This is a genomic window from Streptomyces sp. NPDC031121, assembly GCF_055570615.1.
In genome coordinates this window covers 345,690-361,267 of the sequence record NZ_JBVIGV010000011.1, presented here as the reverse complement: position 1 = coordinate 361,267, position 15,578 = coordinate 345,690, and the positions used below count along the sequence as shown (strand labels likewise).

The 15,578-nt window shown below is 73.1% G+C and carries 13 protein-coding genes and 1 pseudogene; 3 read left to right on the top strand and 11 right to left on the bottom strand.

What is annotated here, in order from left to right:
• Positions 1-407: 407 nt before the first annotated feature.
• From ACZ462_RS22720 to ACZ462_RS22710, 3 genes are all read right to left on the bottom strand, one after another.
• Positions 408-1,127 (bottom strand): SGNH/GDSL hydrolase family protein, encoded by a 720-nt coding sequence (locus ACZ462_RS22720; RefSeq protein WP_467808695.1) that lies wholly within the window; start codon positions 1,125-1,127, stop codon positions 408-410.
• Complete coding sequence (locus tag ACZ462_RS22715; RefSeq protein WP_467808694.1) at positions 1,124-1,591, bottom strand: cupin domain-containing protein; 468 nt, start codon at positions 1,589-1,591, stop codon at positions 1,124-1,126. Before ACZ462_RS22715 ends, ACZ462_RS22720 begins: the two co-directional genes overlap by 4 nt.
• Positions 1,592-1,674: 83 nt before the next feature.
• On the bottom strand, positions 1,675-2,511 hold the full coding sequence (locus ACZ462_RS22710; protein ID WP_467808693.1) for a helix-turn-helix domain-containing protein: 837 nt from the start codon (positions 2,509-2,511) through the stop codon (positions 1,675-1,677).
• A gap of 421 nt (positions 2,512-2,932) precedes the next feature.
• Here ACZ462_RS22710 and ACZ462_RS22705 point away from each other — a divergent pair, with 421 nt between their 5' ends.
• The 3 genes from ACZ462_RS22705 (at position 2,933) to ACZ462_RS22695 (ending at position 7,240) form a co-directional block, all read left to right on the top strand.
• Entirely contained in the window at positions 2,933-3,718 is a 786-nt protein-coding gene (locus ACZ462_RS22705; RefSeq protein ID WP_467808692.1) for a 3-hydroxybutyrate dehydrogenase, read from the top strand.
• 108 nt (positions 3,719-3,826) lie between these two features.
• On the top strand, positions 3,827-5,185 hold the full coding sequence (locus ACZ462_RS22700; RefSeq protein ID WP_467808691.1) for an MFS transporter: 1,359 nt from the start codon (positions 3,827-3,829) through the stop codon (positions 5,183-5,185).
• Positions 5,186-5,293: 108 nt separating this feature from the next.
• On the top strand, positions 5,294-7,240 hold the full coding sequence (locus ACZ462_RS22695; RefSeq protein WP_467808690.1) for a helix-turn-helix domain-containing protein: 1,947 nt from the start codon (positions 5,294-5,296) through the stop codon (positions 7,238-7,240).
• 483 nt (positions 7,241-7,723) lie between these two features.
• Here the strand turns inward: ACZ462_RS22695 and ACZ462_RS22690 are convergent, their stop codons facing one another.
• From ACZ462_RS22690 to ACZ462_RS22655, 8 genes and pseudogenes are all read right to left on the bottom strand, one after another.
• A complete protein-coding gene (locus tag ACZ462_RS22690) occupies positions 7,724-9,028 on the bottom strand; it encodes a penicillin-binding transpeptidase domain-containing protein (protein ID WP_467808689.1) in 1,305 nt (434 codons plus the stop codon).
• Between the two features lie 275 nt (positions 9,029-9,303).
• Positions 9,304-9,948, bottom strand: coding sequence for a GAP family protein (locus tag ACZ462_RS22685; RefSeq protein WP_467808688.1), 645 nt, complete (start codon positions 9,946-9,948; stop codon positions 9,304-9,306).
• A 93-nt stretch (positions 9,949-10,041) separates the two neighbouring features.
• A complete protein-coding gene (locus ACZ462_RS22680) occupies positions 10,042-11,652 on the bottom strand; it encodes an MFS transporter (protein WP_467808696.1) in 1,611 nt (536 codons plus the stop codon).
• Positions 11,653-12,078: 426 nt separating this feature from the next.
• Positions 12,079-12,327, bottom strand: a pseudogene (locus tag ACZ462_RS22675) (imine reductase family protein); the annotation flags it as partial.
• Positions 12,324-13,610 (bottom strand): MFS transporter, encoded by a 1,287-nt coding sequence (locus tag ACZ462_RS22670; protein ID WP_467808687.1) that lies wholly within the window; start codon positions 13,608-13,610, stop codon positions 12,324-12,326. The pseudogene ACZ462_RS22675 and the gene ACZ462_RS22670, both read right to left, overlap by 4 nt.
• On the bottom strand, positions 13,607-14,152 hold the full coding sequence (locus tag ACZ462_RS22665) for an ArsR/SmtB family transcription factor (RefSeq protein ID WP_467808686.1): 546 nt from the start codon (positions 14,150-14,152) through the stop codon (positions 13,607-13,609). The genes ACZ462_RS22670 and ACZ462_RS22665 overlap by 4 nt, the downstream gene beginning before the upstream one ends.
• 66 nt (positions 14,153-14,218) lie before the next feature.
• Positions 14,219-15,061, bottom strand: a complete 843-nt coding sequence (locus tag ACZ462_RS22660; RefSeq protein WP_467808685.1) for a hypothetical protein — start codon at positions 15,059-15,061, stop codon at positions 14,219-14,221.
• Positions 15,062-15,163: 102 nt separating this feature from the next.
• Entirely contained in the window at positions 15,164-15,493 is a 330-nt protein-coding gene (locus tag ACZ462_RS22655; RefSeq protein ID WP_467808684.1) for a hypothetical protein, read from the bottom strand.
• Positions 15,494-15,578 lie beyond the last annotated feature (85 nt).

Below are 15,578 nucleotides of genomic sequence, written 5' to 3'. Positions count from 1 at the left end.
GAGCCGCGCTGATCCTGCCGGCATCACTCGCGGTCCAGGCACACGACCTACCACCCCGGGTCCGTACCACCGCCTTCAGCGCGACCACAGCCGCGGCACTGCCCTCCGGGGCAGGTCCGTCGGCGGGCGGCCCGTCGACGACAAGGAGCATCCAGCGCGGCGCAACTCCGCGACGTTCCCGCCCGCCTGCGCGAGGACCTCCCACAAGGCGTCAGCCAGCGACAACGCGTCCTGCCGCGGCCGTGCCTCGGCAAGGCCCCCGCGCCCATCGGCCAGCCACCGCCACACCGTCCGCTCCGACACGCCCGCGAGCCCCGCCGCGATCCGCACGTGCGGCGGCGCAGTCACCGCCCCCTCCCCGTCCACCGCGAGAAGCCGCCGTATCACCACCCCACCACCCACTCACACTACGCGCTCCGGGTGGAGAGCCAGCTGTCGATGACCTCGGCGACAAGGGCGGCGCCGCGGCTGTTCTGATGGACGTGGTCGGTCGTGAGCACGAGGCCCCGGCGCCGCGAGATCGTGTCGAGGCTGCGGCGCAGCAAGGCGCGCCGGACGAGGACGTTGACGCTCGCCGCGGGCGTCGGGGCCCGGTAGGGGATCGGTGGCGGATCCGCCTGGCGTAGTTCCTCGGTCTGGCGTTCGTGGAGCGGGAGGTAGGTCGACTTGGTGGTGGTGGCGACCTCGGCGATCACACGGCTGTACGCCTGTGATGCCCGCGCCGCGGCTCCGTCGAGTTGTTGGCCGAGGACCGGGAGGGACAGCAGAGCGATCGTCGCGTCGGTCTGCGTTCGCAGCCGTTCGACGACGGCTCCCAGGCACTGCCGGAACCAGTCGGCCGACGGGCGCTCGGGGAGTTGTTTGCGTTTCATGGCCCGCTCGACGGGGTAGCCGGCGAGGCTCGCTCGGGCGTCGTTGGTCCCGATCAGTACGGTGATGACGTCGGGTGCGTCCGCGACGACGGCATCGAGGCGCCGTGAGAGGTTGTGGGCGAAGTCGCCGTTGACGGCGAAGCGGGCGAGCCGTACGTCGCCGGGAGGCCGGCGTCTTTCGAGAAGGTCCAGGTAGTCGACGCTGAGTTGCCCGCGGGTCAGGCTGTCGCCGAGGCACGCGACACGGGTCGTCACGGTGTTCCCGGGCCGGACGTGCCGGCGTGCCCGGTCGGACGGGCTTCGGCCCGGGGACGGTGGTCGGTGCCGAGGCCGGCGGTGATGGTCAGGATGGACGCCGGTCCCGCCATGTCGACCGCGTGCCATGTCCCGGCCGGGTTGACGGTGGCCTCGCCCGGCCCGAGCACAACCCTCTCGGGCACTCCGCCCACATCGCGGGTGACCGTCACCGACCCGCTGAGGCAGACGACCAGTTCGTCACCGGCGGGGTGGCGCTCCCAATGGTCGCCGAGGCCGTCACCGTCGAAGATCGCCACCATCCGGCCCTCGGCGCCGTCCCCCGCGACCGCGGCGCTGTAGGCCTGGAGCACCTCCGGGTCCCAGGCGAAGCCCTCGACGGGTTTCGCTCTCGACCCCAGCCCGAGGTGCACGGGGGTGGTCCGAAGGTCGATGGCGTTGGGTTCGTGATTGACGAGTCTCATGCCGACGATCGTCGCAGGACGGCTATGGGGTGGTCTTGAAGGAAAGGGAACGGAAGCCGACGCGGCGGGCGGCCGGTCGGTGACTACCCAGTCCCGAGCAGGACTTCGCCGCGACGCCATGCTGTCGGCGATCGGCCGGTGAACTCGCTCCACTCCCGGACGAGATGGGCCTGGTCGGCGTAGCCGGAGACGGTCGCCACTTCGGCCCACGCAAGCGGGTCGTCGGCGGTGGCCAGTTCGTGCGCATGCTCGAAGCGCAAAACCCGGGCGAAGGTCTTCGGGGAGAGGCCCACCTCGCCACGGAACCGCTCGGTGAGGTACCGGCGGCTCCATCCCAGTTCCTCGGCGACCGCACCGACCTGGACGCAGCCCCGTGCGGCGACGAGGCGGCGCCAGGCCTCGGCCACCTCGGGGCGCACCCGGTGCACGGGATCGCCGCCGGCGCAACGGCCGGCAGCTCGCAGGAGCAACTCGTCCAGTACGGTGAACCGCGCCGCCCATGTCGATGCCGTGCGGAGCCGGTCGACCAGCTCGACGCCAAGCGCACCGAGAAGCTCGTCGAGTGGGACCAGTCGGTGGGCGAGCACAGCGGCGGGCATGCCGTAGATGGCCCGAGCCCCGAGCGGTGTCAGCGACACCTGCACGCCTTCCTGGCGTCCGTCGTGGTGTATCGCGACGGACCGGCGCATCAGACCGCCGGCCACACTGCCGAATCGGGTGACCGGTGACCCGTCGCCAACGCCCGCCGCCACCTCCAGGGCACCGGACAGGCTGATCACCGCAGTGAGCACACGACTCGGCGGGCCGCAGTGCACCCCCGCCGGGAACCCACGAAGATCGAAACCCACATACGAGCCGACGTACCGCCGCAAGGCGGGCGTGGGACGCGCACAGGTCATGGTGGCCTTATGGTCTTCCACCCCTGCAGTGTACGAACCGGCGGTACGGGTGTGGCCACAGAAGATGCCCGGTGAGATTGATCTTGCTGGGCCAGGTGGTTGCCGTTGCGTCAAGGAGGCGCCCAGGTGGTCGCCGTACCGGCCGACAGCACGGGCGTACCGGCCGACAACACCGGAACCCTCGGCATGGGCGAGGGCAGTTTCCCCGTGGCGGACGCACCCGCGGCGGGCGTTCGCACGGCGGCGTACCGTCGGGCCGGGACCCCGTGGGCCCGGGTGAACACGTGGTCCCTCGTCACGGGGAGGGGCGTCGGCGTTCCGGCCTGGGCACGGGGCTCTTTCGGCGGAGTCCGCCTATGGTGCTGTGCGCCACTGAATCACCGTCCACTGTGGTGGACCCATCCATGGGCGGGGCGGAGGGTTCTTCCTACTGTTTCCCGCCATGACGAAGACATTTCCCGCCCCGAAGCCGCCCGGCGCCGGCATCGACCTCAGCGGCCGCACGGTTCTGGTGACCGGTGGCGGTAGCGGCATCGGCCGGGCCTGTGCGCTGGCGCTGGCCCGGGCGGGGGCCTTCGTCCACGTGGTGGACCGGGACGCCGACGCGGCGAAGGCCGTCGCCGCGACCGTCGGAGGCCGGGCGCAGGTGGCTGACCTCGCCGACGCGGGGGCGATCGACCTGCTGCCCGCCGAGGTCGACGTCCTCGTCAACAACGCCGGCCTTCAGCACGTGGCCCCGCTCACGGAGTTCCCGCCGGATCGGTTCGAGCTGATCCAGAAGGTGATGGTCACCGCCCCGTTCCTGCTGATGCGCAGGACGCTGCCGCACATGTACGCCCGCGGCTGGGGCCGGATCGTGAACGTTTCCAGCGTCCACGGGCTGCGCGCCAGCGCCTACAAGGCGGCCTACGTCGCCGCCAAGCACGCCCTGGAGGGCCTGAGCAAGGTCGCCGCGATCGAGGGCGCTCCCCACGGGGTCACCAGCAACTGCGTGAATCCGGGGTACGTGCGCACCCCGCTGGTGGAGGGCCAGGTCCGCGACCAGGCCGCCGCGCACGGCATCAGCGAGGGCGACGTCCTCACGAACGTCATGCTGGCCCGCTCGCCCGTCAAGCGCCTTCTGGAGGCCGAAGAGGTCGCCGCCGCGGTGCTGTGGCTGTGCGGCCCCCACTCGGGCTGCCTCACGGGAACGTCCCTGCCGATCGACGGCGGCTGGACCGCCGGCTGACACCCGCCCCGCGTGAACAACGCGTGTCTGTGCCACACGGTGCCCCCGTGAGACCCCGCACCATCCCGATTCCGCCCCGTTCCGTCCGTACGTGAAACCGGTGACCCCATGTCTGACACCACCACCCAGCCGAGAGGCGGCATCGGCCGCATCGTCGGAGCGAGCCTGATCGGCACCACCATCGAGTGGTACGACTTCTTCCTCTACGGCTCGGCCGCCGCGCTCGTCTTCAACACGCTGTTCTTCCCCAGCGCCGACCCCCTGGTGGGCACGCTGATCGCCTTCGTCACGTACGCCATCGGGTTCGCCGCCCGCCCGCTGGGCGGCATCGTCTTCGGCCACTACGGCGACAAGACAGGCCGCAAGAAGCTCCTCGTCCTCAGCCTCCTGATGATGGGCGGCGCCACCTTCGCGATGGGCCTGCTGCCCACGTACGAGACCATCGGCGTGTGGGCGCCGATCATGCTGACGGTGCTGCGCCTCGTCCAGGGCTTTGCGCTGGGCGGTGAGTGGGGCGGGGCCGTCCTCATCGTCTCCGAGCACGGCGGCGACAGGCACCGCGGCTTCTGGGCGTCCTGGCCGCAGGCCGGCGCGCCCGGCGGCAACCTGCTCGCCACCGGCGTCCTGGCGCTGCTGGCCGCCGTCCAGTCGGAGTCCGACTTCCAGGCGTGGGGCTGGCGCGTCCCGTTCCTGCTCTCGGGCCTGCTCGTGGTGATCGGCCTGTGGATCCGCGTCTCCGTCTCCGAGTCGCCGGTGTTCCTGGAGGCGCAGGCGAGGGCCGAGGCCGCGGCCGCCGCGGGCGTGAAGGAGGAGGCCCCGGTCGTCGAGGTCTTCCGGCGCAGCTGGCGGGAGGTGCTGTCGGCCATCGGCACCCGCTTCGGCGAGAACATCTCGTACTACATCCTCACCTCCTTCCTCCTCGTGTACGTGACCGTCCACCTGGAACTGCCGAAGAGCACCGCGCTGAACGCCGTCCTGATCGGCTCCGCGATCCACTTCGCCACCATTCCGCTGTGGGGCGCGCTCTCCGACCGGATCGGCCGCCGCCCGGTCACGCTGATCGGGTCGGCGGGCATGGCGGTGTGGGCGTTCGTCTTCTTCGGGCTCGTCGACTCGAAGTCGTTCGCGGTGATCGCCCTGGCGGTCACGGCCGGTCTGCTGCTGCACGGCGCGATGTACGGGCCGCAGGCCGCGTTCATCTCCGAGATGTTCGACACCAGGGTCCGCTACTCCGGCGCCTCCATGGGCTCCCAGCTGGCGTCCGTCCTTGCCGGCGCCCTCGCCCCGATCATCGCGGTGGAACTCCTCAAGGACTACGGCAGCTCGACGCCGATCAGCATCTACCTCTGCGCGGCGGCCGTCGTCACCACTGTCACGGTCGCCGTCACCCGAGAGACCCTCGGCCGCGACCTCGGCCGCAACCGCCGCGACGAGGTCCCTGCGGCAGCCGCGGGAGACCGTGCCTGAGGGCGGGCTCGTACTCTCATCACGGAAGTTGTGACGGCGGACCGGGCGCACCACCGCAGCACCTCCGCCCGCCTGTCCCTCTCCGTTCGTCCGCCGCGAGGAGGCCCCATGACCGCCGGCCGTCGAACCGATGCCCGGACGCCGTCGTCCACCGAGGCGGCCGCGCGCCGCATGCTCGACCTCCTGGCCTCCGGCGCGCCCGGGGAGGAACTCGCCGCGCAACCCGCCAGGGCCCGGGCGGACGGGGCAGCTCCGGACGAGGTCGCCTGGATCGAGGAGACCTGCGAGGCCGCGCTGGCGGTGCGGCGGGTGCTCGACCAGTACCGGCGCCGGGAGGCGGAGCTGGTCGCGCTGTACGACACCGCCGGGGACCTGGCCGGACTGCGGGAACTCGACGCCGTCCTCCGCGCCATCGTCCGGCGGGCCCGGACCCTCCTCGGCTCGGACGTCGCCTACCTGACCCTCAACGACCCCGCCGCGCAGGACACGTTCATGCGGGTCACCGAAGGGTCCGTCTCCGCCGCCTTCCAGCAGCTGCGGCTCGGCATGGGCGAGGGCCTGGGAGGCCTCGTCGCGCAGACCGCCCGCCCGTACGCCAGCACGGACTACCGCACCGACCGCCGCTTCCGGCACACCGGCCCCATCGACGACGGTGTGGCCGAGGAAGGGCTCCGCGGCATCCTCGGCGTCCCGCTGCGCCTGGGCGAGGAGGTCATCGGCGTCCTCTTCGCGGCGGACCGCACCCCGCGCGACTTCACCCCCGACGCGATCGCCCTCCTCGCCTCGCTCGCCGACCACGCCGCCGTCGCCATCGACAGCGCCCGCCGCCTGGAAGCCACGCAGACCGCCCTCACCCGGCTCGAGGCCGCCAACGCGACCGCCCGCGCGCACAGCGAGGCCCTGCACCAGGCGTCCGACGCCCACGACCGGCTCTCGAAGCTGGTGCTGCGCGGCGCCGGCACCGACGAGGTCGCGGCCGAGATCGCGGCCCTGCTCGGCGGGGGAGTCGCCGTCCACGACACCGACGGCAGCGAACTCGCCCGGGTCGGCCCCGGACCCGTCACGCCCTCCGCGGCGAGCCTGGCGGCCTCGCACGCCGAGGGCCGGGCGGTCCACGGCGACGGCATGTGGACTTGCGCCGTCCTGGCCGGCGCGGAGCGGCTGGGCAGCATCGTGCTGACCGGCCGCGGCGACCTGCCGGAGGCGGACCGCCGCCTGTTCGAACGGTCGGCGCTCGTCACGGCGATGCTGCTGCTGGTGCGCCGCTCGGTCGCCGAGGCCGAGGACCGGGTACGCGGCGAACTCCTCGACGACCTGCTCGCGGGCCCCGCCGCTGCCCACTGGGACCCGGACAGCCTCACCCTGCGTGCCCGGCGCCTCGGCGTCGACCTCTCCCGCCCCCACGCCGTCGCCGTCGCCGACTGTGAACCGGCCCTGCGCTCCCAGCTCGGGGCGGAAGCCACCCGTGTGGCGCGCGGCCGCGGCGGACTGGCGGGCACACGCCAAGGCCGCACCGTCCTGCTCGTCCCCTGCGACAGCCCGGGAGTCCTCGCCCGCGACCTCGCCGCCGGCCTCGCCCGGAGCATCGGCGCACCGGTCACCGTGGGCGCCGGCGGGCCCGGCACCGGCCCGGACCGCCACGCGGCCCTCCACGCCGAGGCGCTCCGGTGCCTGACCGCGCTCCACGCCCTGGGCCGCACCGGGGAGGGCGCCGACACCGCCGCCCTCGGCTTCGTCGGCGTCCTGCTCGGGGACCGTGCGGACATCGCCGCGTACGTGGACCGCGTCCTCGGCCCCGTCCTCGCCTACGACGCCGAACGCGGCACCGAACTCGTCCGCACCCTGCACGCGTACTTCGACCAGGGCGCGAGCCCCGCCCGCGCCAAGGACGCCCTCCACGTCCACGTCAACACGGTCGTACAGCGCCTCGACCGCGTCACCCACATCCTCGGCCCCCACTGGAACACCCCCGACAACGCCCTGGAGCTCCACCTCGCCCTCCGTCTCCACCGGCTGTCCCGGAAAAACGGCGGCCACGGAGCCGACGGCGCCTGAATCCGGCGATTTCGGGACGGACGGCGGCGCCGCCCCCGAGCGCGCACGATGAGACCGATGCCGCTCGCACCGCCGATCGCCGAGAGCCGGCGGTCCGAGGCGGCGGGCCAGGTGCGGTGCCGGCGCTGGAGCGAGCAGTCACGGGTCGAGACGACGACCACGTTGCCGTGCTGCGGCGCGCGGCTTCAACGAGGTGGAGTCGGCCGGAGGCGCCGTCACAACGCTGGGCGGTCATCCTCATCACAGGAACGGCGCGGGGCGAGCGCCGCCCTTCGGCGATGGCCCCAGCCGAAGGCCAGTGACGCCCGGCTACCGCCCTACCGCACCGGACGGCTGAGGACGGCAAGCCGACTGCGCGATCCGGCGCGGTTGCGTGCTGCCGCACGTCGGGGCGTCCGGGGGAGACGTGCAGGCGGGCCGGTGCCGGCGTCGAGCGCCAGGGCACGGGCGCTGCTCGCAGGACACGGGCCCGGCATCCCGTTCTCACCGCTTGGCTGCGGCCTCGACCACCCTGCCGGCGATCTGGGCGGCTTCCCGCGTCGTGTCCGCGCCGCTCGAGACGAGTACGGCCACGGCCAGGAGGCGGCCGTCCGGCGCCTGGGAGTTCGCCAGGGCCCAGGTGACCGACGCTTCGGGCACCCACGTGTTCACCGCGCTGCCGACTGCGGACCGCAACTGGTCGGCGGTGTGCTGGGAGACCGCTCGCCGACCGTTCCGGGGCATCGTGGGATCGGTCACCATGCGGGGAGGTGCCCACGTGCCACCGTTGCCGATGACGCCCATCACCATCGCCATCTGCAGTGGGGTGGCTGTCGTGTCGAAGAGGCCGTTCGCAGTGAGCGCGAGCTGCGCGGCGTTGCCCGTCTGCCGGGGCCACTTGCTCTCGAGGGCCCGCACGGGAGCGGCCGTCCCGTCCTTGTTGAAGCCGAATCCGTCCGCCGTCTCGGCCAGGGCGTCTGCGCCCAGGTCGGTCGCGAGGCGGGCGAAGACGTTCCGGCAGGCATACTGCAGAGCCGCCCGCAGACTCGCGTCCGTGCAGTGGGCGGGGTCTCCGGAGAACTGCACCGAGCTGTCGGGGACGGTGTGGACCGCCGGGCTGCGCGTCGGCGTGTCCACCGACGCGAGCAGCCCCTTCTCCAGCGCTGCGGCCGCCACGATGATGTGGGCGACGGGGCCCGGCTTGTGGGCCTCCCTCAGAGCCCGGTTGAGGAGCGGCTTGCCCGAGTCCGCCTGGAGCTGCTTCCACGCCTTCTCGTCGGACGGTGCGTATCCGCTGAAGGAGTTGGGGTCGTAGCCGGGGGTGCTGACCAGGGCAGCGATGTCGCCTGTCCGTGCATCGAGGGCGACCGCGGCACCGGTACGTCCTCGCAGTGCCTGGAAGGCGGCCCGCTGCAGCGCAGGGTCGAGGGTGGTCGCCACGTCCTTGCCCGCGTCCAGGTCCTGCCTCAGGACACTTTCGAGCTGGGTGTCTCCGAACGCCAACGAGCGGTAGCCGGTGACGGGTGCGTACAGCTCCCCGTCCGTATAGGTCCGCCGGAACGGGAACTTCGCGTGCCCGGAGGGAACCGAACCGGTCACCGGAACGCCGCCCACCAGGAGGTCACCGGGCGCCCCTGCGGGCTTCGGCGCGGGCGGCTTGCCCTCCGCCGTCCCGCCCGGGCCGGACGGTTCCAGGCTGGTGCCGGTCGGTCTGTCGGGTTGGTCGTGGGAGCACCCCGACAGACCGACCGACACCAGGCTGAGCACCATGGCCAAGACCGCGACGCGGGAATGTGACGGTACAGACATGGGGCCATCCTAGGAACAAGATCGCGACCGTCGACCGGCTGCGGCCGGCGTGCGCGCCGCCATCCCAGGCCCGAAGGCGCCGCCGTGTAGGGCAATCGGCGACATGCCGGACAGCGGGAACCCCTCGGTGGACGAGACGACGCCGGGTGGGTTCGTGGAGAAGGCGTCGGGACGCCGACTCGGCACCCGACGGCGCGAGCACAGAGGACGAGGTCGGCCGGGCAGGACCGCCGGCCGAGCCCGCCGTGGGGCGTTCCGGTGGGCGGGGCCGTGCTTCAGGTGACCAGTTCGTAGATGCTTCGGGCCGTCAGCCACAGGCCGGCGAGCAGGGAGAGGGCGACGATCAGCTGCTCCTGGTGGCCTTCCAGCCAGCTGCGCAGGGCGTTCAGGCGGGTGTGTGCGGCCGTGGGGGCGCGGAGGGCGTACAGCTCCATGACGATGAGGGTGAGGGTGGCGAGCAGGCAGTAGCCGGTCAGGGCGAGCCAGTCGGCGGGGGTGGAGAGGTCCGCGTCGATGGCGATGGCGGCGCCCGCGCCGACGAGGGCCCAGGGTTGCAGCAGCCAGGCCAGGCCGGCCGCGGTGGCCGGGGAGGCGTCGTCGATCCGGGCGGCCCAGCGCGGCGGGCCGTGGGGGCGGGGCGGCCGGCGGTGCCGGTGGGCGCCGTACAGCACCAGGGCCACGCCGATGGCGAGTTCCGCGGCGAGCGCGGCGGTCGAGGGGGCGCTGTGGCGGGCCGGGGGCTGTCCGCCGGTCAGCAGCATCACGCAGACGATGACCGCGCTCAGGTTGGCCAGCCACGACAGCAGGAACGCCAGGCCCAGGCGGACGCCGCGCGGTGCGGAGAGCAGCAGGATGAAGGCGCTGTTGTGCAGGGGCCCCAGGGTGACGGCCGTACCGATCACCAGCAGGTCGAGGACCATGGGTTCAGCCGCTCCCGGGTGTCGGGGCCGAGGGCTGCGTGCCGGCCGTGGGGGCGGGGGGCCGGCTGGTCGGCCGGTCTGTGGGGGTGCCGGTCATCTCGGCCCCCCGGTGGCGGCGGAGGCGGAGTCCTCGGCGGAGTAGTGCCGCAGGAGGTCCCGCTCGGCGTCGCGGTGCGGGAACATGAAGAAGACCAGCAGGGCGCCGAGGGCGATTGCGGCCAGGCCGACGGTGTAGGCCCGGTCGTCGCCGTGGAGGAACGACTGGCGTGCCGCCGCGACGATCTGGTCGGCGTACTGGGGGTGCTGCTGGGCGACCTCCCCGGCGGAGGCGAAGGACTTCGTCAGCTCGCTCTGGACCTGGTCCGAGACGTCCTCGCTCTCGGGGGAGGCGGCGATCGCCGCGTTGAAGGCGGAGGCGTAGCCGGCGGTGAGGAGCACGCCCATGACGGACTGCATGATGGCGCCGCCGAGGTCGCGTTGCAGGTCGGCGGTGCCGGAGGCCATGCCGGCCCGTCGCACGGGCACCGATCCGGTCAGCGAGTGGGATGCGGGCGTCCCTGCGAAGCCGGCGCCGATGCCGATGAGCACGTAGGCGAAGCCGATCTGCCAGTAGCTGCTGTCCTCGTCCCAGAACAGCAGCATCCAGACGAAGGCGAGGAACAGGAACGTGTAACCGGTCAGCAGGGTGGTGCGGGCGCCGCGTGTCTCGACCAGCTTCGCGGAGCGGGGCGCCACGAGCACGATCATCACGACGAGGGGGAGGATGGCGGCGCCGGCTTCGACGGGGTCGTACTCCAGCACGTTCTGCAGGTACTGCTGGCTGACGAACGCCGAGCCCATCATGGCGCCGTACACGATGATTCCCGCGCAGGCGGCGACCCAGAACGTGCGCCGGGCGGCGATGTGGAGGTCGTACAGCGGGTTGGGAGCCCGGCGCTGGCGCAGGAGGAACGCCGCTGCGGCAGCCGCGGCGACCACGGCGAGGCCGATGGCCAGTGCGCCCTCGCCGGGGACGGCGGCGAAGTTGATCGCCAGGACGAGGCCCGCGATCAGGAGGACGGACAGGACGCCGCCGAGGTTGTCCACCGGTTCGACCGACTCGTTGGCGTGCGCGGGGACGAACAGCAGGGCCATCACCAGCGCGACGACGGCGAGGGGCAGGGTGACGAGGAACACCGACCCCCAGAAGTAGCGTTCGAGGAGGGTGCCCGCGACCACCGGGCCGAGCAGGGAGATGCCGCCGCCCAGCGCCGACCACAGGGCGATCGCCTTCGTCCGTCCCGGCCCCGCCCACAGGGCGGTGATCAGCGCCAGGGTGGTGGGGTAGGCCATGCCGGCCGAGAGCCCGCCGAGGACCCGGGCCACGACGAGGACGGTGTCGTTCGGGGCGTACGCGGCGAGGAGGCAGGCGGGGAGGGACAGGGCGACGCCGAGGAGCAGCAGCATCTTGCGTCCGTGGCGGTCGCCGACCGCACCGAGGTAGAGGACGGATGCGGCCAGGCCGAGGGAGTACCCGACGGCGACCAGGTTGAGGGTGGTCTGCGAGGAGTCGAAGGCCTTGCCGATCGCGGGCAGCGCCACGTTGGCCACCGACAGGTTCAGGTTGGCGACCGCGGCAACGGTGATCAGGGACGCCAGGACGAGCGACGGCCGGGGTGGGGCGTCATGGGGGACGTCGGGGCGAGGCGCGCCGCTGTTCGGCATGGAACCTCCGGAGGGGGCGGGGTCGGGTTTGGCGAGAGTCTTGCCTGATCCGCCGTGCCGCACATCGCCCCATTGGGATGACACCGCCGCCGTCGGCCGGCGGCCGCCACAGGGGCTTGGGTGATCCGGTACGAGGACGGGGCGGCGCCGCCGGGGAAGAGGCACTTGCCCGCGCCGACGGCGACGGGGGAACTGGATCAGCCGGTGGACGTCGACGAGCCCGGCGTCGTGGAGGGTTGGCGGTGCGGCGGGCCGCCGCTGGCGAGGGCTTTCGTCGGGTGGACCGGGAGGCCGGGTAAGACCTGACACCGGGCGTGGCGGTCCGCGCCAGCCCGGGCGGCGCGGGCCGCCTACGCGGGCTGGCCCATCAGGTCCACAAGGGCGGAGAAGCTGTCCGCGGCGCCGCCGGCGGCCATGCCGCCGGCGGAACAGCTCCGCGAAGGCCGCCGGGAGGGTGGTGTCGACGCCCGCCTCGGCGTGGGTGTGCAGGACGTGCTCGGCGCCGGCCGTGCCCATGGCCAGCCGGTCGACGTCGCCGTCGTGCCGTCCGGCGGCGATGCGCTCGGCGTAGAAGGCGAGGAAACCGGGGAGCGAGTTGGCCGTGTCCACGGCGTGCTCCAGGATGTCGGAGGCGGTCAGGCCGTTGGCCCGGGCGAGGGCCGTCGCCTGCCTCAGGTCGTCTGGGGTGCTGTGCTCTCCTCGGGGGGCCTCTCGGATGCCGGGGGGTTCGGGGCGGCGGTGCGGAGTGCCGCTTCGACTCTGCGGTTGCCCGTCATGGATGCCGTGACGGCCGTCATCGCCAGGAGGAGGGCGCCGGCCGCGTAGAGCGGGGTGCGGACGTCGTGGGTGGTGGCCAGCCAGCCGCCGAGGAGGGCGCCGAGGGGGGCCGCGCACATGGCCAGCATGCGGGAGGTGGAGGCGACCCGTCCCATGAGGTGGGCCGGGACGATCGCCTGCCGGAGGGAGGGAGCGAGCACCATCGTGGCGCCCATGCCGGCCCCGCAGACGGCGAGTGCCAGGCCGGCCGCGTACGGGTTCGGGGCTGCGGCCAGGCCCAGGATGGCAAGGCCTTCGACGGCGGCCGTGCAGGTCAGGGCGGTGCCGGTGCCGAGTTTTCGGCTGAGGTGGGAGGCGATGCCCGCGCCGAGGAGCCCGCCGGCGGCTTCCGCCGTGAGGAGCAGGCCGAAGCCGTACGTGCCGATGCCGAGGCGGTCGTGCGCGAAGAGGGCGAGGACGGTCTCCACGGCGAGGAAGGCGATGTTCCCGACCGCCGGGCGGAGGGCCAGCCCGAGCAGCAGCCTGTCGCGGAAGACGTACGCGGCTCCGGCGCGCGCCTGCCGGAGCAGCGACTCGCGGGCCTCCGGCACGGGCCGGGGCACGGCGGGCAGCGTGCGTACGAGCAGGGCGGAGAGCAGGAACGACAACGCGTCGGCGAGCAGCGGGAACGCTCGCCCGAGCGCGAGCAGCGTGCTGCCCGCGGGCGGCCCCGCGAAGCCGGACATGGCGGTCTGGGCGCCGCGCAGGCGGGAGTTGGCGCGTTCCAGGAGCGCGGGGTCGCGGCGGAGCAGGTCCGGGAGGTAGGCCGTGGCGGCGGTGTCGAAGAGGAGCCCGCCGAGACCGAGGAGGAAGGCGACGGCGGCGAGCAGCGGGATGCTGAGGACGTCGAGCGCGGCGGCGGCCACGGGTATGGCGAGCAGCACGGCACGTGCCAGGTCCGCGACCCACATGGTGCGCCGTCGGTCCCAGCGGTCGACCAGCGCCCCGCCGAGCACGCCGAAGAGCAGCCACGGCAGGGTCGACGCGGCGGTGACGGCGGCGAGCGCCATCGGGTCCCGTGTCAGGGTGAGGGCGAGCAGCGGCAGCGCGCCGTGCATGACCCCGTCTCCGAGTGAGGAGACGGTCTGCGCGGTCCAGAGTCGGCCGAACCCGGTCGGGAGCTTGTGGGTTCCCCGGGTCATTGGGAGTCCTCTCCGCCGTTCGCCTGCGTGCGGGGGGCCGGGCGGAACAGTGCGAACGCGAGGGACACGTCCGGCAGTGACGGGTCGGACAGGTCCCGGTACTCGTCCGCGAGGGCCTGCAGGCGTGCCCCGAGCTGCTCGAACTGCTCGTCGGTGAGCCGCAGATGGGCCATCCGGACGTGGCGCCGGCCCTCCACGGGGGATGCCTCCAGGTCCGCCACCGCATGCCGCATCAGTACGTCCGGCTGGCCGGCCGCCGGGTCGGGCAGCACGATCGCGCGGGCGGCGGGCGCGTAGTACCGCTCGGTGACGCCCCGGACCTTGCGCGTCCGCACCACCTTCACCAGGCCGGCCCGCTCCAGCAGGCGCACGTGGTAGCTGGAGCTGCCCTTCGCCAGGCCGACGCGCTCGGCGATCTGGGTGATCGTCGCCGGCTCGAAGCGGAGCACGGCCATGATCCGGTGGCGGGTGAGGTTGGAGACGGCGCGCAGCTGCTCGTCAGTGGTGACGTGGAGCGCCTCTGGAAGATCGTCGGTAGGCATGCGGGCAATGGTCAACGATTCTTGACCATTGCGCAACGGGGTTTCGCCGCCGGATCGTTCACCGGGTCAGGGGCGTTCGTAGTACTGGAGGACGCCGGCGAGGGAGAAGCAGAGGGCGCCGGTGAGGGTGCCCCAGTTGGCGATGTCGGCGCTGACCAGGCTGCCGGTGGCGGGACGGGTGTAGGCGGCGAGCGCCGAGACCATGAAGAGGACGGAGCCCAGCTGGTTCACGGCGACGATCCACCAGCCGAGGTCGCGCTGCCGGAGGCAGGGACGGCCGTGGCAGATCTCGGCGAACCCGAGGTGGCCGGAGATCAGAAAGAGCACGCAGCCGATCACGTCCGGCGCCCAGACCAGCCGGTTGGTCTGCTGGGCGGTCAGGCCTTGCAGGAAGGAGTCGATCAGGTTGACCGCGAACACCAGGGTGCCGGCGAAGAGGACGAACGCGCCGAGCCAGTCGGCCCGCGTCGGCTCGTAGCTCCACCACCGCCACCGCCCGGTGATCAGGGCTCCTTCGCCGCCGGGCACGTGGCGGGGGCTGTTGACGGCCTGGAGCAGGGACACGTAGCCGCCGGTGTTGAAGAACAGGCCGCCGGCGAAGTAGATCGACGCGCAGGTCAGGGCGTCGCCGGAGCCGAACTGGGCGGCCGCGGCGCCGGCGGCGAAGAAGGCCCCGCCGATGACGAAGGCGGTGGCGGCGATGGCGTTGAGCCGGCGCAGCCGGGTGAGGGCGGTGTCGTCGGCGCTGGCGTAGTGGGCGGCGGCCGCGCCGGGCGGGCTGAGGGCGATGAGGCCCCGGCGCCGGGCTGGCCGCGATTCCCAGACGGCGGTACCGCCGCTCGGCGGGCGCCAGGTGAGGCGGGTGGTGAACGGTCCCGCGCCCTCGGCGCGCTGGTCGGGCTGTCCCACAGGCGGAGACTAGACGCCCCGCGGGTCCCCGGCCGGGCGCAACGCCGCCGGGCGGGGGTCGGCCGCCATCCGGTGCGGGATGGCGGCCGGGTTGGCCCGGGCTCAGATGCGGGCCGCGTTGCCCGAGTAGATCCAGCCGTCGTTCACGCCGTAGGTCTTGTCGACCCAGTACCAGAGGTTGCCCTTGGAGTTCTTGCACGACTTGGTGAAGTGGAGCCGGTCGCCCCGGTAGACGGTGTCGACGACGCGCCCGGTCTCGTAGTAGGTCGTGCGCACGGGGGCGGACGTGGCGGTGACGTAGAGGTCGCCGCCCGACATCTGGCACGTGATGGTGGCGGCCGAGGCGGGCGTGGCGAGCGGGAGGGCCGCCGAGAGGGTCAGCCCGATCCCGGCGGCGAGGGTGGAAACGCGGCGTACGGCGCTGGCGCGCATGGTGCTCCTTCGTGTTCGCTTGAACCGACGCCACCAGATGATCAACCCTTTGGCATGCTCATGCAAACCAACAGGCCTCTCCTCC